The organism is Stenotrophomonas sp. AG209, assembly GCF_003550055.1.
GTDB lineage: Bacteria > Pseudomonadota > Gammaproteobacteria > Xanthomonadales > Xanthomonadaceae > Stenotrophomonas.
In genome coordinates this window covers 629,023-650,433 of sequence record NZ_QXDB01000001.1, presented here as the reverse complement: position 1 = coordinate 650,433, position 21,411 = coordinate 629,023, and the positions used below count along the sequence as shown (strand labels likewise).

The window sequence follows — 21,411 nt, the reverse complement described above, 5'->3', positions numbered from 1 at the left end:
GCAGGCATCAGGGAGTCAGCGCGAGAAACCGGGCACCGGGTCCTGGCTGACCGGACCCAGCAGCCAGGAACCCCACTCGGGGAGATGCGGCTTGGCTTCGCGCTCGCCGGGCAGCGGCAGTTCGGTGTTGCGCGCCAGGGGTTGCACCAGGCGCGGGGTGACGATGATCACCAGCTCCTTGTCCTGGCGCTTGTAATCGAAGTTGCGGAAGAACGAACCGATGATCGGCAGGTCGCCCAGCAGCGGAATCTTGCTGACGTTGGAGACGATGTTGGAGCTGACCAGGCCGCCGATGACGAAACTCTCGCCATCGCCCAGCTCGACCGTGGTGTCGGCGCGGCGGGTGGTGATCGAGGGGATCTGCACGTTGTTGAGCATGATGGAATTGCTGTAGTCCAGGTCGCTCGCTTCGGGCGCCACCTTCAGCGCGATGCGGTTCGCCGCCAGCACGGTCGGGGTCACGGTCAGGCCGATGCCGAACGGCTTGTAGGTGATGGTGGTGGTGCCAAGCCCCTGCGGTTCCAGGATCGGCAGCTCGCCGCCGGCCAGGAAACTGGCGCTTTGGCCGGACAGCGCCACCAGTGTCGGCTCGGCCAGCACGCGGGCCATGCCATTGCTCTGCAGCAGTTCGACGTCGGCGTTCCACAGGCCCTTGGTCGAGCCGAACACCAGCCGGAACGCAGAGGAGATCGGCGACACAGCCTCGTTGCTGCTGTTGCCTTCCTTCATGCCGGGCAGCAGGCCGGTGTTGCCCGGCAACCCGGTGCCGGGCCGCGCGAAGCCATAGGCGAAGCCGCCGTTGCGGTTCTGGAAGTTGATGCCGATCTGCTTCATCGCGGTCTTGTTGAACTCGACCACCTTGACCTCGACCTGGACCACCCCGCCGCTGCTGATGGTGGACGTATCGGCAAGCACACCGTCCTTGCCCAGTGCCATCGCCGCCGTGCGTTGTTCCTGCATGTGCGAGAGCACACTGTCGGTGCTTCCCTGCAACAGGCCCTGCTGGTCCTGCTGGGTGAACACCAGATCATTGCCGCCGGTGCTGGCAGCACCCTGTACGGCGCTCTGCACCCGTACCGTCACCCGTTGCGGCTCGGCCTGCTTGCGGTGCCACAGCAGCAGGGTGGTGGTGCCGGGCATCTTGCCCACCAGCAGCGCCTGGCGCTGGCCACGCAGCATCACGATGTCGGCCACGCCGGGGTCGGCGATGGCCACCCGCTCCAGGTCGGCCGGCAGGTTCCAGGGACGCTGCTCACGGGCCTGCAGCACCAGGTCATCGGCGGCCACGCTCGTTGCCGGTGCCAGCAGCACCAGCAGCAGGGCCAGCCAGCGCTGGCGGGGAGAGAGGCGTGGACGGCGGCGACGTTCGGTCATGGATGCGCTCGATGCGGGTCAAAGGGAGCCACGGGGGGCGGAACTGTCGCCACGGATGATCTCGATACCCGACGCGCGCGGGGCGCTGCGACGGGGCGCCGGCGCGCGCGTGGGTGCATCCGCGTTGCTGCGTTGCGGGGCGCTGCCGCGGCCGGCCAGCGCTTCGCCGTCGATACCGGCGAAGGCGTGGTTCTCCGGGCGCTGCAGTGCCAGCTGCTGCTCGGCGTCGAGCCCGCGCAGCGGGTCGATCACACCGCGCGATTGCGGGAACAGCGCCAGGTCCGGCAGGCCGGTGTCGGCGGGATTGCGCAGCGCCAGGAACAGCTTGCCCTGCTGTGCACCCAGCAGCAGCCGGTTGGCGTCGGCCACGGGTACTGCCAGCACCGCGCTGCGCGCGGGTTGCGGGGCTTCATTGCTGCTGTGGCTGCCGCCACTGCCGGTGATGTCGGCCGCGCGCGGGTCGTTGCGGGTGTCGGCCTCGCTACTTGAGGTGGCCTCTGAGGCGACCGGCGCGATGTCCTGCTGGCCATAGCTCAGCACGCGCAGGCGCGACAGCAGCAGGCGCGTCTGCGCGGCTTCGGCGGGGCTGTTGATGCTGGGCTGGGCATTGCGCAGGTTGAGGAAGACGTCGACGAAGTCACCGGGAAGGATGCGGTTGCCGGCACCGACCAGTTCGTCCACGGGCACGGCCAGTGCGCGCTCGCCCGGCCGCAGCTGCAGCGAGAAGCCCTGTGCCAATGCGCTGCTGCTGATCGGGCTGCCTTCGGCGATGTCCTGCACCGGCACCTTGCCGACAACGGCTGCAATGCTGGTGGCGGCACCGGCGACGGGTGAGGTGCGCTGGGCCAGGCGCAGGCCGTTGGCGCTGATCGGCTCGCCCGCAGGCAGGCGTGCCACGGCTTCCACCACCGTGATGGCCTGCGCCTCGTTGTGCGCGATTGGCGCGACCGTGACCGGTGCGGCCGGTTTGCGCCCGATCATGAAAGCGATCAGCGCCAGCAGCACGGCCAGGCCGATCAGGGCGACGGCAGCGATGCGGGTCAACTTGAGCATGGAACCGTCTCCAATGTACCGATCATCAATTGCCGCTGCCGAGATCGAGCTGAGCGACCGCGACGCTGCGGATGGGAGCCTGCATCACCCATTTGTAGAGCGTGGCGGTGCCGGGCAGGAAGGGATAGCTGGCGTAGTCATAGCTGACCGTCACGGTCATGCACTGGGCCGTGGCCAGGCCGGCGCAGGGCGCCTGTGCCGACACCACGATGGCGTTGCTGCCCCCCGCGCTGCAGTCCACGTTCTGCTTGGAAAACTGCAGCAGCCATTGCATCGACGTGCGTGCGGCGACGCAGGCGGCAGTGCGCCGCTCGCCGGCCGTGCCGTAGCGCAGCGAGGCGCGCGCGCCTTCGGCCGAAGCGGTGGCCAGGGTCTGTTGCGCCGCCATGATCATCACCCCGGAGAAGGTGAACAGCAGCAGCGGCAACAGGCCGAGCATCAGCATCAGGGCGAACTCGATGCTGGCGACGCCGCGTTGCAGGCGTGGGCTGCGGATGTTCACGGTGCACCTCCGTAGATGCTGGCCAGCACCCAGCCGATGGCGGCGAGTGCCAGATAGGCTGCATAGGGAATGCCACGTCGTCCCTGGCGGGCGGCCTGCATGTCGCGCAGGGCCGGATGCGCTTGCCACTGCGCGTTGGTGCGATTCACTTGCATCTGCAGGTGGCCGGGCAGCAACACGCCCAGGCGGCGGCCAGCCAGCACCAGCACGGCGTGCAGCCCGGCGGCGAGGCTGGCGACCAGCCAGACCGGCAGCAGCGCCTGCCAGCCCAGCATCAGCCCCAGCACGGCAAAGAACTTCACGTCACCGGCGCCCATCCAGCGCAGGGCATAGAACGGCAGCAGCGCCAACAGGCCAAGCGCCGCGCCGGCAACGTGGGGTAGCCACGGCTGGCGCGGCGCGCTGAACTGGCCGGCGACGATCACCACGGTGGCGATCACGCATGCGGCGATCAGCCAGGCGTTGGGCACCCGACGGGCATACAGATCACTGATCGCGATCCGCAGGCACATGCCGATGGCCAACAATCCCAGCAGTGTCATCGCACACTCCATCGTCCGTCACTGGACGGTCTTCGCCTGGTTCCATGCGCCCCGCCGTCGCGGCCCTGCCGGCCGCGCGCGGTCGCCGCTTAGGTCGTCGAGCCCGACGCCTTGGTGGCCAGTGCGGAGAGGTTCTTGAACAGCGTTTCGAAGAAGCCCTTGATCTGGTCGTTGCCGACCGCGATCAGGATGCCGGCGATGACGGCAGCCAGCAGCCCGTACTCGAGCGCGGTGACGCCGTCTTCTTCCTTCAGGAATTTGCGGATCGATGCGTTCATGACCAATGTCTCCCTCTACCTGTCTGCGGATGCAGTACACCTGCGTTGGGCGGTGGCCCGGCTCCGCCGGGATCGTCCGTGGGCCTCCGCGCGTCCTGGCGGAGGAGGCACGGCGGGATGGACCCGCTGTGCTCAAGCAGGGTGATCGTCTCCAGGCGGGACATTGGCCGCACGGTCGCGACCGCACGGCGCGGGGCCGGTGGTCGAGGCATCCAGTGATGCGTGCGTGGTCATGCTGTCCCCCTGGGTGCGGCCAGATCAGATGGCCGGATCACCGTGATATCGACTTTGCCTGAATGGCGGTTGGCTGCAACTGGAACCTATATGCAAATTCGGCAGAAACTCCGAAAACCTGAAAATTTAAGATTGCTTCTGTGACGAAAATCCGTTCTCAGGCAAAACGATTCATGGTCGTGTAGATAATGTGATTCGCTTTCCTGGGGCATGCGAAAACCGTGCCACTCGTTCCGACATTTTCTTCACCTGTGTATCTATTTTTATCATTTAAGTCTGCGGGTTTACCTTTGCGGATTATTGGGCATACTCGCATTCAAGCTATTGCATTTCCCTGGTCGGTCGCATCGAAGCGGTTGCGGCCGGCACGGCATCGGAAGTGGTTAATGGATCGATGCGCGCCCTGTCAGGCAGTGGGGGCCGCATCGCATGGCGGATCAACGGGGGACAACACTGTCATGGTCGATGGTGGGGTAGGAGACAGCGACGACAGCGGCCTGCGGTCGATAGACCTGGCCACGCTGAGCGGCGTGCTTCGTGTCTGTGATGTCGAACTGCTGCTGCTCGATGGCAATGGGCCACGTGCGGCATTCGCTTCGCGCGTGCACGAGGAAGCCCTGTTCTGCAGCATCAGTTGCGGTTTCCATTGCCGTGGCCGTTTCATGCTGCCACCGGACTGGGCGATGCTGGGATACCTGCACGCCACCGATGAGACGCTGAGCTGGTGCCATGGCGTACCGCTCACGCCGGGCATGGCGTTGACGATCATGCCGGAGGGCATCAGTGAGTTCACCCTGAGCCCGGGCACGCACATGACCCTGATGCTGGTGCCGGTGGCACGGGTGCAGCGCAAGCTGACCGAACTGAGCCTGCGCAGCACGCCTCCCGCTGGCCAGGCACTGTCGCTGTTCAACCTGGCCAGCGAAGCCGCGCCGCTGGCACGCCACTACCAGCAGCTGCATCTGCAGCTGGGGCAGGGTGCAGGCCTGCAGCCGGAAGAAACTGAAACCCTGTTGCACGAGCATGTGCAGGCCCTTCTGGGCGCCGGTGTGGCGGATCGCCCGGGCTGCAGCCGTGCACGGCGCACGCATTATCTGATCGCGCAGCGAGCAGAGAACTTCATGCGGCTCAACCTGCGCCGCAATATCTACATGAATGAGATCTGCGATGCCGCCGGCGTCAGCGAGCGCGGCCTGCGCTATGCGTTCGAAGACCTGTTTGGAACCTCGCCGAACCGCTATCTCTCCATGCTGCGCCTGTGCGCGGCCTGCCGCAGCCTGTCGATGGCAGATTCCAGCCGTCGTTCGGTGAAAGCCATCGCCCTCAGCTGCGGCCTGTGGGACCTTTCGCGCTTCGCCGACAATTACCGCAAGGTATTCGGCGAACTGCCGCGCGATACCCTGATGCGCGCGCCCGCGCAGATCGGCCAGCCGGCCTGAGCCAAGCCCCGCAAGGGTTTCCGCGGCGTTCATGCCGGAATTGCATATCCGCTTGCCGATCATGTTGCCGCTTCTGCATAAACGGCTGCCGATTCCGGCCGTGGATTTGCCGGAATGCGCGATTGCCGTGCCGGATTGAAGTGCGCCGCCACCTTTGCAACCGCTGAAATGTCAGTCACCTGCCTAACGGCAAGTCCACTGACATTCCAGTTGTTCGCCTACGGGGGAAATGCTCATGAACCGCATCTACCGGCGTGTATGGAACCGCCAGCTCAATGCTCTGGTTGTGGCCTCGGAACTGGCCACCGGCGACAGCGGCGGCAGCGCCGCACGCGATCCGCGCGCCTTCCTGCTGATGCCCACCGCCCTGGCCCTGGCACTGCTGTGCGCGCTGGCCAGCGGCCACGCAGGGGCATCGGAAAGCAATCAATCGTTGCGTGACCTGCAAGCGCTTGCGGCGAAGTATGCGCAGCCGATGCCGGTCAAGGTCGACGCCGAAGTGGCCCTGGCTGCCGCTGCACGGCAGGCGCAGAGCAGCCCTGCGATCAGTGCGGACGCTCGCCTGGGCCTGCAGTTGAACACCACGTCGCTGCCGGTGGTGCGTGACGTACTGCCGGCCACCGTGCAGGTGAAGCTGGCAGCGGACACCACGCCGAAGCAGGTGGCCGTGCCGGCGCTGGCGGCCGATGTCCGCGCCACTGTCGGCCTGGGCAACGCTGCGGGCAAGGCAGCACAGGTGGATGCGTCGCTGGCAGCGAATGTTGCGCCCGGCGCGCAGGCGCCGCTGGGTGTCGGCGCCGATGCACGCGCCAAGGCCAAGGTCGGCATCGCCGGCCGCCAGGTCGCTTCGATCGATGCAGGTGCCAAGGCGTTGGCGGGCCTCAGTGGTTCGTCCCTGAAGACCTCTGTCGACGGCAACACCGACGCGCATCTGGCGGTGGCTGGCCATCACATCGAAGGTCAGGGCCAGGCCCGGGCGACAGCTGCGGTCACGTTGCCGGCCAAGGAGGAATTGCCGGGTGACACGCATGATCGCGCCATCAGTGCCGCGTTCGATGCCGGCGCCGCCGGCAAGGTGCGCGTGCAGGCGCCGGACGGCCAGGAAGTGATCGCCGATCGCAACCTGAAGCTGGCCGGACAGGCGACCGTCGCCGCGCAGCACAGCGCGCTGGGCGTTGGCAACCTGGTGGGTGGCGCGGTGGGGGCTGTCGGCGGGACGCTTCACGGTGCTGCGGATGCGGTCGGCAGCACGGTGGGTGGTGCGCTGAAGGGCACCGTCGGAACGGTGGGCGGTGCTGTCGGCGGCGCGCTGAACGGTACTGTCGGAACGGTTGGCGGTGCAGTGAGCGGTGCACTGAACGGCACCGTTGGCACAGTTGGCGGCGCAGTGGGTGGCACGCTCAACAACACGGTCGGCGCAGTCGGTGGCGCACTGAACGGCACCGTCGGAACGGTTGGCGGTGCGGTCGGCGGCACGCTGAACGGTACGGTTGGCCAGGTTGGCAGCGCAGTAGGTGGCGCACTCAACAACACGGTCGGCGCAGTCGGTGGCGCACTGAACGGCACCGTTGGCACCGCTGGCAGCGCAGTAGGGGGCGCGCTCAACAACACGGTCGGCGCAGTCGGCGGAGCACTGAACGGCACCGTCGGAACGGTTGGTGGTGCGGTGGGTGGCACGCTCAACAACACGGTCGGCGCAGTCGGCGGAGCACTGAACGGCACCGTCGGAACGGTTGGGGGTGCAGTAGGTGGCGCGCTCAACAACACGGTCGGCGCAGTCGGCGGAGCACTGAACGGCACCGTTGGCACCGTTGGCGGCGCAGTGGGTGGCACGCTCAACAACACGGTCGGCGCAGTCGGCGGTGCACTGAACGGCACGGTTGGCCAGGTCGGCAGCGCAGTGGGTGGCACGCTCAACAACACCGTCGGCACGGTCGGTGGTGCAGTGGGCGGCATTCTCAACGGCACCACCGGCAGCCCCACCAGCGGCCTGGGCGGTGTGCTGGGTAGCACGCTGGGCAATGTCGGCAGCGCGGTGGGCAACCTGCTCAACGGCAATCTCAATGGCACCATCGGCAATCTGGGCAGCGCCGTGGGTGGCCTGGTCGGTGGCACGCTCAGTGGTCTCGGCCTGACCAAACCCTCTGCGATTCCGCCGACCAGCCCGAAGGCGCCGGCGGCGGCCGACCCGAATGCGGGCCTGATCATCGGTACCGGTGGCCTGGTCGGCAATGTCGGCCAGCTGATCGGGCCGACCACCACCAGCCTGTTCGGTGGCAACGGCTACCTGAGCAACGGCAACCTCAAGCTCAGCAACGCCAACGTGATGCAGACCTATTCAACGGTCAATGTGCTGGGCCTGCCGGTGGTCAACCTGTCGCCGGTCGGCAGCACCCTCAACGGACTGGGCGGCGCTGCCACGGGTGGCAGCTCGCACCTGACCCTGATCGGTGGCGTCACCTCCGACAGCTACATCTACAACATCAACAACGGCAATCCGGGTGGCCTGCTGGGCCTGCTGCTGCCGAAGGATTCCCCGGCCTGGGCGGCCAAATGCCTGGACATCGCGCTGGCCGACATTTCCTGCTGGGCCGTCAACGCGGCCCAGGACTACCAGGTGCTGATGGGCGATGGTGCCTTCGCCAACGGCTCCAAGGAAGTGGTGATCGGTGCCAACGCACGCCATGAACTGCCGAAGGTCGATGCCAACGTCGCCTTCCCCGGCGATGGCGTGAACGATCCGAGCAATCCCACCGGCGTGCCGACGGCCGACTATGCCGCGCGCATGGGTCATTCGGTCGTCGTCGGCGACAGCGCCGTCGGTACCGCCAACGGGCAGACCCTGCTGGGTGCCGAATCCACCTCCAACCAGGCCAACTCGGTCGCGCTGGGCTACCGCTCGGCTGCGCTGCGCGGCGCGCAGGCCAGCTACAGTGCCTATGGCCTCACTGCGCCGCAGGTCTCGGCCGGTGAAGTGTCGGTGGGCACCGCCGGCGGCGGCGAGCGCCAGATCACCAATGTGGCTGCGGGCAGCGTCAACACCGACGCGGTCAACGTGGCGCAGCTGAAGGGTGCGATCAGCCTGATCAACGGCGTGGCGGATGCCGCGGTGACCTACGATCTGGATGCCGGCGGCAATCCGAACTATCGCCGGGTCACGCTCGGCGCAGGCACCGGCACCACCACCATCGGCAACCTTGCCGCCGGTGCGGTCACCGCAGGCAGCCTGGAAGCGGTCAACGGCGGCCAGCTGGCGGCGACCAACAGCGCCATCGCCAGCTTCTTCGGTGGCCGCGCGGCCTTCGATCCCGCCAGCGGCATCTTCACCGCACCGCTGTTCGAGATCAGCACGATCTCCACCGGCGGCGCCATCGCCAAGGGCCTGTACACCAACGCCACCGATGCCTTCGCGGCGGTGGATGGCTCGCTGGTCAACCTCAACTCGCAGATCACCGATATCCGCAATGGCGGCACCAAGTACCTGCGGGTGAACTCGACCGGCACTGAAGCGGTGGCCAGTGGCACCGATTCGATCGCGGTCGGCACCAATGCGCGGGCGACGGCGGCCAACAGCATCGCGGTGGGTGCCGGCAGCCTGGCCGATCGTGCCAACTCCGTGTCGATCGGCGCCGCCGGTGCCGAGCGCCAGGTCACCAACATGGCGGCCGGTACCGCGGCGACCGATGCGGTCAACCTGGGCCAGCTGCAGGCCTCGGAGCAGGGCGCGTTGCGCTATGACGTCAATGCCGATGGCAGCGTCAACTACGCCAGCGCCACGCTGGGCCAGGCCGGTACCGCCACCACGCTGCGCAACCTTGGCCCGGGCCAGGTCAGTGCCACCAGCAGCGAGGCCATCAACGGTGCCCAGCTGTTCGCGGCCAACCAGGCCGTGGCCACCCACCTCGGCGGTGGCGCTGCGGTCAACGCCAGCGGCGTGCTGACCGCACCGACGTACTCGATCAACAACGTTGCCGCCAACGGCACCGTGACCAAGGGCAGCTACAACGACGTCGGCACCGCCTTCGACGCGGTCAGCAATTCGCTGGCCAACGTTGCCGACCAGACCGGCGAGATCGACAAGCTGGCCGTGAAGTACGACGTCGATGGCAGCGGCAATGTGATCAACAGTGTGACCCTCAAGGGGACCGGCACGGGCGCAGTGAAGGTGACCAACGTTGCCGCGGGCAGCATCCTGGCCGGCAGCAGCGACGCCATCACCGGCGACCAGCTGTTCAGCACCCACAGCACCATCGCCAACTACTTCGGCGGCACCACTGCCTTCAACGGCACCACCAATGTGTGGACCGCGCCGACGTTCAGCATCTCCAGCATCGCCACCGATGGCACCTTCTCCAGCGGCGATTACAACAACGTCACCGCCGCCTTCACTGCCGTCGATGGCTCGCTGAAGGTCCTCAACCAGCGCATCACCAACGGTGGCGGTGGCAGTGCCTACCTGGCGGTGAACTCGACGGCAGCCGCAGCTACCGCGGCCGGTGCGGAAGCGGTTGCGGTCGGTCCGCAGGCCAGTGCAGCCGGTGCCAACAGCGTGGCGGTCGGTAACGGCGCCAGCAGCAGTGCCGGCAACAGCGTGGCGCTGGGTGCCGGTTCGGTGGCCAGTGTCGGTGCACAGAGCGGCTACACCGGCGCCTACGGCCAGACCGGTGCCAGCAACTCCGCTGGCGAGGTGTCGATCGGCAGCAGCGGCAGCGAGCGCAAGATCACCCATGTTGCCGATGGCTCGGACGACCACGATGCGACCAATGTCGGCCAGCTGAAGAATGGCGTGAACTACGCCATTGACCAGTCCAAGTCCTACACGGACCAGAAGATCCAGAACATCACCAACGTGGCCGGCAGCTTCCGTGCCAACAACACCAACAACCTGGCCGACCCGTCCGCCAGCGGCGCCAACTCGGCCGCCGGTGGTGCAGGCTCCACCGCCGCCGGTGCCAACTCGACCGCGCTGGGCAATGGTTCGCAGGCGCAGGCCGACAACTCGGTGGCGCTGGGTGCGGGTTCGGTGGCGAACCGGGCCAACACGGTTTCGGTGGGCGCCAGCGGTGCCGAACGCCAGGTGGTCAACGTGGCCGACGGCTCGCAGGCTACCGATGCGGTCAACGTGCGCCAGTTGCAGGCCTCTCAGCAGGGCACCATCCGCTACGACACCACGGTCAACGGTGCCACCAACTACAACAGTGTCACCCTGGGCAGCACCAGCAGCGGCCCGACCACGGTCCGCAACGTTGCCGCCGGCACCGCCGGTACCGACGCAGTCAATGTGGACCAGCTGAAGTCGGGCATGGCGCAGACCCTGGACTGGTCGAAGGCCTACACCGACGAGCGCATGGGCGGCTTCGAGCGCGACCTGCGCAAGACCGACAACCGTGCCTCGGCCGGTATCGCCTCGGCGATGGCCACCGCGGCGCTGCCGCAGCCCAGCGAGGCGGGCCGCAGCATGGCCTCGATCGCCGCTGGCAGCTACAACGGCGAATCGGGCGTGGCGCTCGGTATCTCCGGTGTCTCCGAAGGCGGCCGCTGGATCTACAAGTTCAGCGGTTCGACCAACAGCCGTGGCGAGGCCGGTGTGGCCGTCGGTGCCGGCATCCAGTGGTGATCCCCGCCGCCGGGCCGCACGCGCGGCCCGGCATCGCGGAAACGTCTACAGGGGGAATGACATGAAACAGCATCGCATCGCCCGCGCCGGCCAATGCGCCACCACGCTGGGCCTGATCCTGGGGATGGGCCTGCTGGCCGCCTGCCGCAGCCATGCGCCGGCCGCCGAGGGTCCTGCCGAAGCCACCGCCGTGCACTTCCCGGAGGCCTCGAGGGCCTCGCTGAAGGAGGGCATCTATCCCGACGTCGCCGACCTGCGCCGCTTCGCGCCGGGCATGAGCAAGCGGCAGCTGTACACGCTGCTGGGCACGCCGCATTTCAATGAAGGCATGTGGGGCGTGCGCGAGTGGAACTACCTGTTCAATTTCCGCACCGCACAGGGCGCGGAGTACTTCACCTGCCAGTTCCAGGTCCGCTTTGACAGCAAGGGTATTGCCCAGGCGGGCTACTGGAAGCCGGAATCGTGCGCGGCCGTGCTGGAGCCGCCGCGTCCACCGGCCCCGCCGGCACCGGTACCGGCACCGCTGCCGGAACAGCCGCTGCGGCTGTCGGCCGATGCGTTGTTCGGTTTCGACAGCGCGGTGCTCAGCGCCGAAGGCCAGCATGCGGTGCAGGGCATCCTGGCGCAGGTACGCGAAGCCGCGCAGGTGCAGTCGATCCGGGTAACCGGCTACACCGACCGTATCGGCAGCGCCAGTTACAACCAGACGCTGTCGCAGCGTCGCGCCGAGGCCGTACGCAGCGCGCTGGTGCAGGGTGGCGTGCCTGCAGCCAGCATCAGTGCCGAAGGACGCGGCGCGGCCGAGCCGATCGTGCAGTGCGGGCAGCGCAACCGGCGCGAGCTGATTGCCTGCCTGGCGCCGAACCGGCGCGTGCAGATCGCCGGGATGGCACTGCCACGTTGACCTTCCTGCGCCGGGGCGATGCCCCGGCATCCCGAGTCCCCCCTGACCGCCGGCAGGCGTGGCAACGTCTCCCCCGTCGTCCACGCCTGCCTGCGGCTCAGGTTTTCAAACGGTGCACGCGATGAATGCCCAATTCCTGCCCCTCTCCATGAAGACGGAAGCCACTCTCAGCGTGTACGGCCAGCTCGGCAACCATGCCGTGGTGCGCATCCCCGGGCGACGCCTGCCGGGCCTGATCCTGCAGGCCGATACCGTGGCAGGGTTCCTGGCCCAGCTGCAGGAAGCCCAGGCCTGCCTGCGCAGCGGCCGCGCACAGCGCACCGATGCCGAACTGGACATGCTGATCGACGTGCTGCAGCAGTGGTACGCACTGATCGAATCGCGCCTGGCCGACGCCGGCGAGGCGCTGTAGAAGAAAAAGGGGACGGAGGGGATTAAGTCGTTTCCGGCACACCCGGGGCGAGAACGACTTAATCCCCTCCGTCCCCTTTTCCTAGGCGCGGGCGCGGACCAGCCAGCAGGCGGCATCCACGCGTACACGGTCGCCTTCGATGAACGGTGCAAATGCAGCCAATGCCTTTTCGCGAAGCGTCGCGGCGCGATCTTCCGGCATTGCGCGCAGGGCCAGCCCCAACGGGCCCAGCTGGCCGACATAGGTCGGCAGGTCTTCGCGGGCGATCGAGCAGGGCAGGTCTACCGCAACCAGCTCCACATCCTTCCAACCGGCGGCCTGCAGCAGCCGCTGTACCTGCCCGCCATCGGCAAAGGCGAATTGTCCCGGCGCGCCGGGCACCCGGGGCGGCAGATCCAGTGCATCGCCAATGGCGCGCTCGGCCGTGGTCATGAATGGGTTCTCGTCGGCACTGCGCCAGGCGATGAAGCGCAGCCCCGCGCCCGGTGTCGAGGCACGATGCAGGTTGGCGAAGGCAGCCTGGCTGTCCTCGAAGAACATCACGCCCAGCCGCGACTGGATCCAGTCGAAGTGCGCGGACGGCAGCGGATGCCGCTGCGCGTCTGCCACGATGAAGTCCGCGTCCAGTCCCACCGCCTCGGCGCGCTGGCGGGCCAGCGCCAGCATCGGCGCGGAGATGTCGAGACCGGTAGTGTGGGCGGCCGGGCGTGCCGTGGCTGATGCCAGCAGGCTGGCGCCGGTGCCGCAGCCGATGTCGAGCAGTTGCGTGACGGTCTCCGGAAGTTCGGCGACCAGCAGGTCGGCCATCGGCTGGAACAGTCCATCGAGGATGGCCTGCTGGGCGACCCAGATCTGGCCGCCAGGGCCATTCCAGAGCGTATTCTGATCAACGGGGGATGTACTGGCCATGGCCTTGTCCTGCCGGGAAGTTGCCCATAGGTTGGTGCTTGAAGGCGACTTGAGGTCAAGCCCGTGCGTGAACTGGATATCGGCGAGGTGGTGAAGCGCAGTGGCGTGCCGGCCTCGACCCTGCGCTACTACGAGCAGCTGGGGTTGTTGCAGGCCCTGGGTCGTCGCGGCTTGCGCCGGCAGTACGACGAGCAGGTGCTGGAGCGGCTGGCGCTGATCGGCCTCGGCCAGGCGGCCGGGCTGTCGCTGCAGCAGATCGGGGCATCGCTGCCGCCGCAGCGCGGATGCCTCACGCTGGATCGTGAGGCCCTGCTGGCGCAGGCTGATGTGCTGCAGCAACAGATCAGCCAGCTGCAGCGGATACGCCGTCACCTGCAACGCGCCGCGGCCTGCCCGGAAGCGCAGGATGCACGCCAGTGCGGTTCGTTCCGCAGGTTGTTGAGGGCCCAGCAGCGCATCGCGGGAGGGTGAGAGAAGAGCATCCACGCATGGCGTGGATCTACTGCACCACGCTATGCGTGGGTGAATCAATCGCGGGTGCTGACTTCCCAGGTGGCATGCAGCACGCCCGGCACGTGTTCCATCCGTGCCAGCACCACGTCCAGCTCGTCGGCACTGACCGCCGTACTGACCAGCACCGCGATCACATCGGTGGGCGCGTCGGCATGCTCGACCACCTGCACATCACCCACCGGGTACTGCGCAGCCTCCAGCGCATCGACCAGGCGCTCGCGCACCCGCGGCACGGCTTCGGCATCCACGCTCAGGCGCACCTCGTAGGTGGCTTCGGTCGCCGTCTCGTTGATCGGGATACGGTTGATCGCATTCACCAGCGGCCGCAGCAGGGTGTTGCCGGCGATGATCAAGACCGTCAGCAGCACGCCTTCGGCCAGCATGTCCGCACCGGTGCAGCTGCCGACCGCCGCCGAGCACCACAGGGTGGCGGCAGTATTCAGGCCGCGCACGTTCATGCCTTCCTTCATGATCACGCCGGCGCCGAGGAAGCCGACCCCGGAGACCACGTAGGAGATCACCCGCACCGCCTCGGCGCTGCCGGCGATACGCATGCCCAGGTCGACGAAGGCGGCTGCACCCACCGCCACCAGCACGTTGGTGCGCAGGCCGGCGGTGCGTTGCCGGTACTGGCGCTCGGCGCCGATCAGCGTGCCGAGCACGAAGGCGGCCAGCAGGCTGACCACGGTGTCGGCGAAGGGGCCGGCCTGGAAGGTTTCAATGAAGCGCATGGCGGGAGTCTACCCGGTCGAAGTGACAGTAGATCCACGCCATGCGTGGATTTCCAGCGTGCCAGAAACGACTTAATCCCCTCCGTCCCCTTTTTGCGGGTCAGTCGCTGTCCTCGACGCGCTCGCCCATCAGTTCGCGCTGGCGCTTGTCCAGTTCCTCGGCGTAGCGCTTGCGCACGAAGGCTTCGGAGACCACGCCCAGCACCTGGCCGTCGGCGGCGACCACCGCCAGTTCGTCGGCCTGGGTCTGGTCGAAGCGTTGCATCACGCTGACCACGTCGGCGGCCGGTGACAGTGACACGTCACGGTTCTCGGCCAGCTCGCCGATGATGGTCTCCGGTTTCACGCCATCGCCGTACACGCGTGGGATCTGCACGATGCCGGCATAGTGGCCTTCGCCATCGATCAGCACCACCCGGCTGCCCGAACCCAGCGGGAAGCGCTGGCGGAACGCGGCAGCGTCGAGGTCGGCCGGTGCGGTCGCCACGCCCTTGCGCATCAGCCGGCCGGCATTGAGGTTCTGCACCCAGCCGACGTCGCGTGCGCTCTTGATGGTCTCGCCGCGCAGGTGCATGCGCCAGGTCGAGAACGAATAGCCGAACCACTGCCGCACCAGCGTGCTGGAGACCAGCACCGCACTCATCACCACGCTGGTCAACAGGAAGTCATGGGTGCCTTCCAGCACCAGCATGGCCATGGTCATCGGTGCGCCGACCACGGCGGCGGCCAGCGCCGCCATCCCGGCCAGGGCGGCCGAAGTTGCATCAATCACCGGCACGCCGGTGGCCATCGCCAGCAGGCCGGCGAACAGGGCGCCGACCAGGGTGCCCATGAACAACGAGGCGAAGAACAGTCCGCCCCGGAAGCCGAAGCCCAGCGAGATGCCGGAGGCCAGGCACTTCAGGGTCAGCAGCCCGCCGATCCAGATCAGCGGCAGATGCGTGGTCAGGTCCAGGTGCAGCGCGCCATGGCCGGACGACAGCACCTGCGGGCTGGCCAGCGCCAGCGGGATCAGCAGCAGGCCACCCACCACCGGCCGGCCCCACAGCGGCAACGGACTGCGCTTGACCGTGCCCTCGATCGAGGCAATCAGCCGCATCACCGCGATGCCGACCATCGCGCAGCAGCAGCCGAGCAGGCCGTAGATGGCGTAGTCGGCGGCGCGGACATCAATCGTCGAGGCAGCCGGCAGCAGGTAGGCCTCGATGCCGGCCTGGTCGGCCACGAATGCACCGGCCAGGGCGGCAACGGCCACCGGGGCCAGCGCGGCCGGGGTGTAGGCGCCGATGACGATCTCGAACGCATAGAACGCACCCGCCAGTGGCGCCCCGAAGGCGGCCGCGATGGCGCCGGCGGCACCGGCGCCGACCAGGATGCGCACGTCGTTGCGGCGCAGGCGCATCACCCGGCCCAGCTGCGAGCCGCTGCCCGCGCCCATCTGCGTATACGACGCCTCCAGCCCGACCGAGGCGCCGCAGCCGTTGGACAGCAGGGTCTGGGTCAGCACGATCAGGTTGTCGCGCATCGACATGCGGCCGCCATGAAGGGCATTGGCTTCCACCGCATCGAGCAGGGGCCGCTTGAGCCGGGTCGCGGCCAGGCTGACCAGCCCGACCAGCAGGCCACCCAGCGGCAGTACCAGCAGCGCGGTCCAGGTCAGCGAGGGCAGGGAACTCAGGCGCATGCCGTCGTCCAGCCCGTACAGGGTGCCCTGCAGCCAGCGTGCGATGCCGGACTGCAGCAGGGTCAGGTAGCCGGCGATCAGGCCGACCAGCAGGGCAAGCGCGATGAACCACAGGTCGCTGCCGCGCAGGCGCAGGCGCAGGCCCTGGAAGGCCAGATGCAGGCGCGATGGCGAAACAGGCAATGACATGGTGGCGGCATGATACGCCGCCACCGTGATCGCCGCCGTCACTGCATCGGGCGGTTACTGCGTCAGAAGCGGTAGCGGCCCTGCACGTAGAAGGTGCGCGGCGCGGCCACCACGCGGCCGGCATTGCCATCGACGTTGCGGGTGTACCAGCGCTTGTCCGCCAGGTTGTTGACGCCCAGCGCGATCTCGCTGTCGGCCAGCCCCGGCACCTGCCAGGCCACCTGCGCATTCCACAGGCGTACGCCCGGCACGCGGCCCACGCGTGCGTCGGCGGTCTCATCCCAGGTGTTGGCCGCATCGGAAAACTGGCCGCTCTGGTGGGTGCTGGAGACATTGAAGGTCCAGCCGGCCAGCGCGTAGCGGGCGCCGACGCTGTCGGTGTCGCGCGAGTAGAACGGCACGTCCAGGCCACGGTTGTCGCCGGACTGCTGGATCGCCTTGGTCCAGGTGTAGTTGGCGTACAGCTCCAACCCGGCCAGTGCGCTGTCTTCGCTGAAGTGGTACTCCAGCGCGCTTTCCACGCCCTTGTGGTCGGTGGCGCCGATGTTCTGGAAGGTCGGTGGGGTGATCCCCGGTACCTGCAGGATCTGGTTGTCGAAGCGCATCTTGAACACGGTCACTTCCGCGCGCAGTGCGCCGTCCTGCCAGCGCGCACCGAGCTCAGTGGTCCTGGCGATTTCCGGGTTCAGCGGGTTGCTGGCGGTCTGCGAATTCAGCTGGATGTTCTGCACCGGCCCGAACGAGGTGGTGTAGTTGCCGAACACGGTCAGCTGCGGGGTCAGCAGGTAGGCGATGTTGAGCGAGGGCAGCGCCTTGTCGTTGCGGCTGCTGAAGGTCGCCGCGCCACCCGCCTGGCGGCGGTCCATGTCGATCCATTCCATGCGCACGCCCGGGGTGATCCGCCACTGGCCGATCGCGATGCGGTCGTCGATGTAGAAGGCGTGCGCGTCGGTGGCGTTGTCGAAGCGGGTGGTGGCGCTGGCCGCGCCGGTGCGGCGGGTGACGGTGTAGCTGCGGTCGTTGCCGCGCTCGCGCAGGAAGCGGTAGCCGGTGGTGATGTCATGCACCGTACTGCCCCACTGCAGGCGCTGGGTGTAGCGCGGCTCGATGCCGAGCACGCGGTAATCGCGCGGCTGCACGGTCAGCTGGGTACCGGCCGTGTTGATCAGCGAGCTGGCACGGCTGCTCTCGTTGTAATAGGCCAGCACCTCGAACTCGCTGTTGTCCGACAGCGTGTTGGTGTAGCCCAGGTCGATGCCGGTGCGGTGGCCCTTCCAGAAATCGGTCGGGCGGGTGTTCTGGAACGGGTCGGCCTCGTACTGCGCGCGGGTCAGGCCGCCCGGGGTCAGCGAGCGCACATCGTAATAGGACAGCTTGGCACGCAGTTCCTGCTGTTCGTCGATGGCGTACGCGAACTTCAAGGCGAGATCGTTGAAGCGGTCATCGCTGCCCTGGCGCCAGCCGCGGCCGTCCTGGCCGGAGTACAGCAGGGCGGCGCCCAGCCCGTTGTCGCCGGTGCCGCCGAGGAAGGCGTTGTACTGGGTGCTGTCACCGCCGCCGTGATCGTAGGCGGTGTAGCGCACACCGGCCCCACCGTGCAGGCCGGTGCCGGTCGGAATGGCGCGAGTGCTGAAGTTGATGATGCCGCCCACGTTCTGCGGCCCGTAGCGCACCGCGCCGCCGCCGCGCACCACGTCGATCGATTCGATGTTGGACAGGCTGGTCGGCGCGAACGACAGCTGCGGCTGTCCATACGGCGCCACCGCCAGCGGTACGCCGTCCAGCAGCACGGTCGAGCGCGGCGAGTAGCGCCCGGTCAGGCCGCGCACGCCGATGTTCAGCGACACCGAGCTGCCGGCGGTACCGGAGTTGTCGGTGACCTGCACGCCGGGAATGCGGCGCATGGCATCGCCGATGCTGGCCGCCCCGCTGGCCTCGATGCGCTGACGGTCCACCACGGTGCGCGCGCCAGCGAAGTTCTTCACGCTGTCGTGGAGGCCGGTGCCCAGCCAGCTGCCGGAGACCTGGATGCTGTCCAGCGTGGTGGCGCCGTTCTGGGCGAAGGCGCTGGCGGCCGGAAGCAGGCACAGGGCGAGGGCGGCGGCCAGGGGCAGGCGGGCCGGTCGGAGGGCGTTGATGGGCATCGGTGCAGGTTGTGGAAGGTCATAAATGAGAATTATTGCTGATTCCATTCGCCAATGGAATGCGTCTGCGGTTTCTGCCGGCGGGCCGGTGGTAAAGTGCGTGATTGCTTCCTGACTCGCTGAGATCCGCCATGTCCCAAGCCGCTTTCTACCCCGTCGGAACCCCTGGCCAGCCGTGGGGAACGGCGGAACGGGAGGCGTGGCGTGGCCGCCAGCAGCGCCTGCGTCGCTACGACGAGGAGGTGCTGCCGCGTATCGAAGCGCTGGCCCCGCGCTTCGACAAGATGGCCTATGGCCAGCTCGATTACGCCGGCGAGACCTACACCCTGTTCGCCCTGCGCAGCCGCGACTGGAACCCGGCGCTGCCGGCTGCGCTGGTCACCGGTGGCGTGCACGGCTACGAGACCAGCGGCGTGATGGGCGCGCTGGAGTTCCTCGAAAAGCACGCCGCCGACTATGCCGGCAAGGCCAACCTGCTGGTGGCGCCGTGCGTGAATCCGTGGGGCTTCGAGCGCATCAACCGCTGGAACTTCGATGCGATCGACCCGAACCGCAATTTCCGCGCCGATGGCCCGGCCCGCGAGTCGACCGCCCTGATCGAGCTGATCGCACCGATCAAGGACCAGTTCGTGCTGCACATCGACCTGCACGAAACCACCGACAGCGACGAAAGCGAGTTCCGCCCGGCGCTGGCGGCGCGTGATGGCAAGCCGTTCGAGCCGGGCCTGATTCCCGATGGCTTCTATCTGGTGGACGACAGCGAGAACCCGCAGGCGGCCTTCCAGCAGGCAGTGATCGCCGCGGTGGAGAAGGTCACCCACATCGCCCCGGCCGACGATAAGGGCGAGATCATCGGTTCGCCGGTGGTGGCCCATGGCGTGATCGAGTACCCACTGGTGAAGCTGGGCCTGTGCGCCGGCATTACCGGCGCGAAGTACACCACCACCACCGAGGTCTACCCGGACAGCCCGCGCGCGACCCCGCAGCAGTGCAACGAGGCACAGGTGGCGGCGGTGTGCTCGGCGCTGGATTACGCGCTCGCCCATCGCTGATCGGTTCGGTAGTGCCGGCCGCTGGCCGGCAGCCACGGGACAAAGAGATTGCCGGCCAGCGGCCGGCACTACCTCAGCCCAGCGCGTCTGCCCACCACAGTGCGGCTGGCCCTGGCGGCGTGTCGCGGCGCCACAGCAGGTCGCTGTGGATGCGCCGTGGCCAGCCGGGCAGCACCAGTTCCAGCAACCGCCCGCGGTCGTAGCGCTGTACCAGCGCCCGCGGCAGTTCGGCCCAGCCGATGCCGTCCTCGGCCATCTCCATCACCATCAGGTAGTCGGTGGCGGTCCACGCCAGGCCGGTGACCACGCGCGCGTGGTCGACCTCGGCGCTCAAGCGCACCTGCCGGTGCCGCGCCAGCTGTGCGGCGGCGCGACGGCCGGCGCTGGCCAGCGGATGCTCGCGCGCTACATACACCGACAGTTCGCTATGGTGGGCCAGCGGCCGTGCCACCAGCCCATCCGGATAGTGCTCCTGCCGTGGCAGCAGGCCCAGCGCGGCGCGACCGTTGCTCACCAGTTCCAGCACGTCCTCGCCCTCGGCATCCAGCCATTCCAGTTCGATCTCCGGGAACGCTTCGGCGAAGCGCTGCAGGATCCGCTGCTCCGGGTCCAGCTGGTAGACATCGGAGAACGCCACGGTCAGGCGCGGTTCGACCGGCGCGGCCAGGCGCACGCTCAACTGCTGCAGGCGGCCATCGGCGGCAAGGATCTCCTGCGCGTGGCCCAGCACCTGGCGGCCGGCCTCGGTCAGCTGCGGGTAGCGCCCGCTGCGGTCGAACAGGCTCACGCCCAGGTCAGCTTCCAGGTGGGCAATGGCGGTGCTGACCGTCGACTGGGTCTTGCGCAGGCGTCGCGCCGCCGCCGAGAACGAGCCCAGCGCGGCGGCTTCGACGAAGGCCTGCAGGGATTCAGGGGAGTAGGGCATTGATCCATCGCTCCTGTCGATGGAATCCATTTTGATACCACCGTAAAAGACGATGATACTGGCTTCCGTCGCCCCCGTCTGCGGGGCGTTCCGGACCCTCCACGCACGGCGTGGATCCATTGATGAGGCGGCGCGGTCCCCGCCCTGCAAGGAGTTTCACATGTCCCGTACTGTTTCCGCCCGTGGCGCGCTGGTCGCCTGGGCCTGCCTGACCGTGGCGATCGTCGCCGAAGTGGTCGGCACCTCGTTCATGGCCCATGCCGCCCGCGATGGCGGCTGGACCGGCTACCTGATCATGGCCGGCGCGCTGGCGCTGTCCTACTTCTTCCTGGCGCAGTCGGTGCGCCGTATCGCCGTTGGCGTGGCCTATGCAGTCTGGGAAGGCCTCGGCCTGACCCTGCTGACCGTGGTCGGCCTCACCGTCTTTGGTGAAAGCCTGTCGCTGCAGCAGCTGGCCGGCCTGGTGCTGGCGGTGGTCGGCATCGTCTGCGTCACCCTCGGGGAGGCGCACTGATGAATACGCTCGCTCTGTTTTTCGTGATCTGTTCTGCGCTGATCGACGTCGCCGCCAACATGATGGTGGCCAAGTCGGAAGGCTTCCGCCGCTGGCGCTGGGGCGTCGGCGCGATCGTCATGGTCTGGATCGCCTTCGCCCTGTTGGGCCAGGCGGTGCGCTACATGGACCTGGCCACCGCCTATGCGATGTGGGGTGCGATCGGCGTGATCGGTACCGCTACCTGCGGCCGCCTGTTGTTCGGCAACCGCCTGCGTCCGATTGGTTGGATCGGCATCGCGCTGGTCACTTTCGCGGTGCTGCTGCTGAGTACCGCGAAGTAACGCGTCGCTGTGCCAACCAAGGTTGGCACCCACCTGTGCGGAGTCGCGGTGCCAACCCAGGTTGGTATCTGC

The 21,411-nt window shown here is 67.8% G+C and carries 18 protein-coding genes; 8 read left to right on the top strand and 10 right to left on the bottom strand.

Annotated elements, in window-relative coordinates:
* Positions 1-15: 15 nt before the first annotated feature.
* The 5 genes from DFO63_RS03000 to DFO63_RS02980 all read right to left on the bottom strand — a co-directional run bounded on the left by DFO63_RS03000 (position 16) and on the right by DFO63_RS02980 (position 3,749).
* On the bottom strand, positions 16-1,374 hold the full coding sequence (locus tag DFO63_RS03000) for a type II and III secretion system protein family protein (RefSeq protein WP_101765653.1): 1,359 nt from the start codon (positions 1,372-1,374) through the stop codon (positions 16-18).
* 18 nt (positions 1,375-1,392) lie between these two features.
* The gene (gene cpaB, locus DFO63_RS02995; RefSeq protein ID WP_101765652.1) at positions 1,393-2,427 is read right to left on the bottom strand and encodes a Flp pilus assembly protein CpaB; all 1,035 of its coding nucleotides are present in this window, start codon (positions 2,425-2,427) and stop codon (positions 1,393-1,395) included.
* A gap of 25 nt (positions 2,428-2,452) precedes the next feature.
* Positions 2,453-2,929: a TadE/TadG family type IV pilus assembly protein gene (locus tag DFO63_RS02990; RefSeq protein WP_075677890.1), complete on the bottom strand. Its 477-nt coding sequence runs from the start codon at positions 2,927-2,929 to the stop codon at positions 2,453-2,455.
* Positions 2,926-3,471, bottom strand: a complete 546-nt coding sequence (locus DFO63_RS02985) for a prepilin peptidase (RefSeq protein ID WP_101765651.1) — start codon at positions 3,469-3,471, stop codon at positions 2,926-2,928. Before DFO63_RS02985 ends, DFO63_RS02990 begins: the two co-directional genes overlap by 4 nt.
* An 89-nt stretch (positions 3,472-3,560) precedes the next feature.
* Entirely contained in the window at positions 3,561-3,749 is a 189-nt protein-coding gene (locus DFO63_RS02980; RefSeq protein ID WP_014037517.1) for a Flp family type IVb pilin, read from the bottom strand.
* Positions 3,750-4,441: 692 nt separating this feature from the next.
* On the opposite strand from DFO63_RS02980, the gene DFO63_RS02975 reads away from it, so the two are divergent.
* The 4 genes from DFO63_RS02975 (at position 4,442) to DFO63_RS02960 (ending at position 12,355) form a co-directional block, all read left to right on the top strand.
* Positions 4,442-5,422, top strand: coding sequence for a helix-turn-helix domain-containing protein (locus DFO63_RS02975; protein WP_101765650.1), 981 nt, complete (start codon positions 4,442-4,444; stop codon positions 5,420-5,422).
* Positions 5,423-5,657: 235 nt separating this feature from the next.
* On the top strand, positions 5,658-11,039 hold the full coding sequence (locus DFO63_RS02970; RefSeq protein WP_119006413.1) for an ESPR-type extended signal peptide-containing protein: 5,382 nt from the start codon (positions 5,658-5,660) through the stop codon (positions 11,037-11,039).
* A 61-nt stretch (positions 11,040-11,100) separates the two neighbouring features.
* The gene (locus DFO63_RS02965; RefSeq protein WP_119006412.1) at positions 11,101-11,943 is read left to right on the top strand and encodes an OmpA family protein; all 843 of its coding nucleotides are present in this window, start codon (positions 11,101-11,103) and stop codon (positions 11,941-11,943) included.
* A 121-nt stretch (positions 11,944-12,064) separates the two neighbouring features.
* Positions 12,065-12,355, top strand: coding sequence for a hypothetical protein (locus tag DFO63_RS02960; protein ID WP_014037513.1), 291 nt, complete (start codon positions 12,065-12,067; stop codon positions 12,353-12,355).
* An 81-nt stretch (positions 12,356-12,436) separates the two neighbouring features.
* Here the strand turns inward: DFO63_RS02960 and DFO63_RS02955 are convergent, their stop codons facing one another.
* Positions 12,437-13,264, bottom strand: a complete 828-nt coding sequence (locus tag DFO63_RS02955; RefSeq protein ID WP_101765647.1) for a class I SAM-dependent methyltransferase — start codon at positions 13,262-13,264, stop codon at positions 12,437-12,439.
* 63 nt (positions 13,265-13,327) lie between these two features.
* Between DFO63_RS02955 and DFO63_RS02950 the strand changes: the two genes are divergently transcribed.
* A complete protein-coding gene (locus DFO63_RS02950) occupies positions 13,328-13,735 on the top strand; it encodes a MerR family transcriptional regulator (protein ID WP_119006411.1) in 408 nt (135 codons plus the stop codon).
* A 56-nt stretch (positions 13,736-13,791) separates the two neighbouring features.
* Here the strand turns inward: DFO63_RS02950 and DFO63_RS02945 are convergent, their stop codons facing one another.
* From DFO63_RS02945 to DFO63_RS02935, 3 genes are all read right to left on the bottom strand, one after another.
* Positions 13,792-14,508, bottom strand: a complete 717-nt coding sequence (locus tag DFO63_RS02945; protein ID WP_024957423.1) for an MgtC/SapB family protein — start codon at positions 14,506-14,508, stop codon at positions 13,792-13,794.
* Positions 14,509-14,608: 100 nt separating this feature from the next.
* Positions 14,609-16,381, bottom strand: a complete 1,773-nt coding sequence (locus DFO63_RS02940) for a chloride channel protein (protein ID WP_259337394.1) — start codon at positions 16,379-16,381, stop codon at positions 14,609-14,611.
* A gap of 62 nt (positions 16,382-16,443) precedes the next feature.
* Positions 16,444-18,525: a TonB-dependent siderophore receptor gene (locus DFO63_RS02935; RefSeq protein ID WP_119006409.1), complete on the bottom strand. Its 2,082-nt coding sequence runs from the start codon at positions 18,523-18,525 to the stop codon at positions 16,444-16,446.
* A 131-nt stretch (positions 18,526-18,656) separates the two neighbouring features.
* On the opposite strand from DFO63_RS02935, the gene DFO63_RS02930 reads away from it, so the two are divergent.
* Positions 18,657-19,577, top strand: a complete 921-nt coding sequence (locus tag DFO63_RS02930; RefSeq protein ID WP_119006408.1) for a M14 family metallocarboxypeptidase — start codon at positions 18,657-18,659, stop codon at positions 19,575-19,577.
* Between the two features lie 73 nt (positions 19,578-19,650).
* Here the strand turns inward: DFO63_RS02930 and DFO63_RS02925 are convergent, their stop codons facing one another.
* Positions 19,651-20,502 carry a LysR family transcriptional regulator gene (locus tag DFO63_RS02925; protein ID WP_119006407.1) on the bottom strand — a complete coding sequence of 284 codons (852 nt, stop codon included), beginning with the start codon at positions 20,500-20,502 and terminating at the stop codon, positions 19,651-19,653.
* A gap of 160 nt (positions 20,503-20,662) precedes the next feature.
* Between DFO63_RS02925 and DFO63_RS02920 the strand changes: the two genes are divergently transcribed.
* Together DFO63_RS02920 and DFO63_RS02915 are read left to right on the top strand one after the other, a co-directional pair.
* A complete protein-coding gene (locus tag DFO63_RS02920) occupies positions 20,663-21,016 on the top strand; it encodes an SMR family transporter (RefSeq protein WP_101765641.1) in 354 nt (117 codons plus the stop codon).
* Entirely contained in the window at positions 21,016-21,339 is a 324-nt protein-coding gene (locus DFO63_RS02915) for an SMR family transporter (protein WP_119006406.1), read from the top strand. Before DFO63_RS02920 ends, DFO63_RS02915 begins: the two co-directional genes overlap by 1 nt.
* Positions 21,340-21,411: the final 72 nt, after the last annotated feature.

Bases quoted from the DNA above. Each gene is read 5' to 3' on its own strand.
- DFO63_RS03000 (WP_101765653.1), bottom strand. From the start codon at position 1,374: ATGACCGAACGTCGCCGCCGTCCACGCCTCTCTCCCCGCCAGCGCTGG.
- cpaB (WP_101765652.1), bottom strand. From the start codon at position 2,427: ATGCTCAAGTTGACCCGCATCGCTGCCGTCGCCCTGATCGGCCTGGCC.
- DFO63_RS02985 (WP_101765651.1), bottom strand. From the start codon at position 3,471: ATGACACTGCTGGGATTGTTGGCCATCGGCATGTGCCTGCGGATCGCG.
- DFO63_RS02980 (WP_014037517.1), bottom strand. From the start codon at position 3,749: ATGAACGCATCGATCCGCAAATTCCTGAAGGAAGAAGACGGCGTCACC.
- DFO63_RS02975 (WP_101765650.1), top strand. From the start codon at position 4,442: ATGGTCGATGGTGGGGTAGGAGACAGCGACGACAGCGGCCTGCGGTCG.
- DFO63_RS02970 (WP_119006413.1), top strand. From the start codon at position 5,658: ATGAACCGCATCTACCGGCGTGTATGGAACCGCCAGCTCAATGCTCTG.
- DFO63_RS02965 (WP_119006412.1), top strand. From the start codon at position 11,101: ATGAAACAGCATCGCATCGCCCGCGCCGGCCAATGCGCCACCACGCTG.
- DFO63_RS02960 (WP_014037513.1), top strand. From the start codon at position 12,065: ATGAATGCCCAATTCCTGCCCCTCTCCATGAAGACGGAAGCCACTCTC.
- DFO63_RS02955 (WP_101765647.1), bottom strand. From the start codon at position 13,264: ATGGCCAGTACATCCCCCGTTGATCAGAATACGCTCTGGAATGGCCCT.
- DFO63_RS02945 (WP_024957423.1), bottom strand. From the start codon at position 14,508: ATGCGCTTCATTGAAACCTTCCAGGCCGGCCCCTTCGCCGACACCGTG.
- DFO63_RS02940 (WP_259337394.1), bottom strand. From the start codon at position 16,381: ATGTCATTGCCTGTTTCGCCATCGCGCCTGCATCTGGCCTTCCAGGGC.
- DFO63_RS02935 (WP_119006409.1), bottom strand. From the start codon at position 18,525: ATGCCCATCAACGCCCTCCGACCGGCCCGCCTGCCCCTGGCCGCCGCC.
- DFO63_RS02930 (WP_119006408.1), top strand. From the start codon at position 18,657: ATGTCCCAAGCCGCTTTCTACCCCGTCGGAACCCCTGGCCAGCCGTGG.
- DFO63_RS02925 (WP_119006407.1), bottom strand. From the start codon at position 20,502: ATGCCCTACTCCCCTGAATCCCTGCAGGCCTTCGTCGAAGCCGCCGCG.
- DFO63_RS02920 (WP_101765641.1), top strand. From the start codon at position 20,663: ATGTCCCGTACTGTTTCCGCCCGTGGCGCGCTGGTCGCCTGGGCCTGC.
- DFO63_RS02915 (WP_119006406.1), top strand. From the start codon at position 21,016: ATGAATACGCTCGCTCTGTTTTTCGTGATCTGTTCTGCGCTGATCGAC.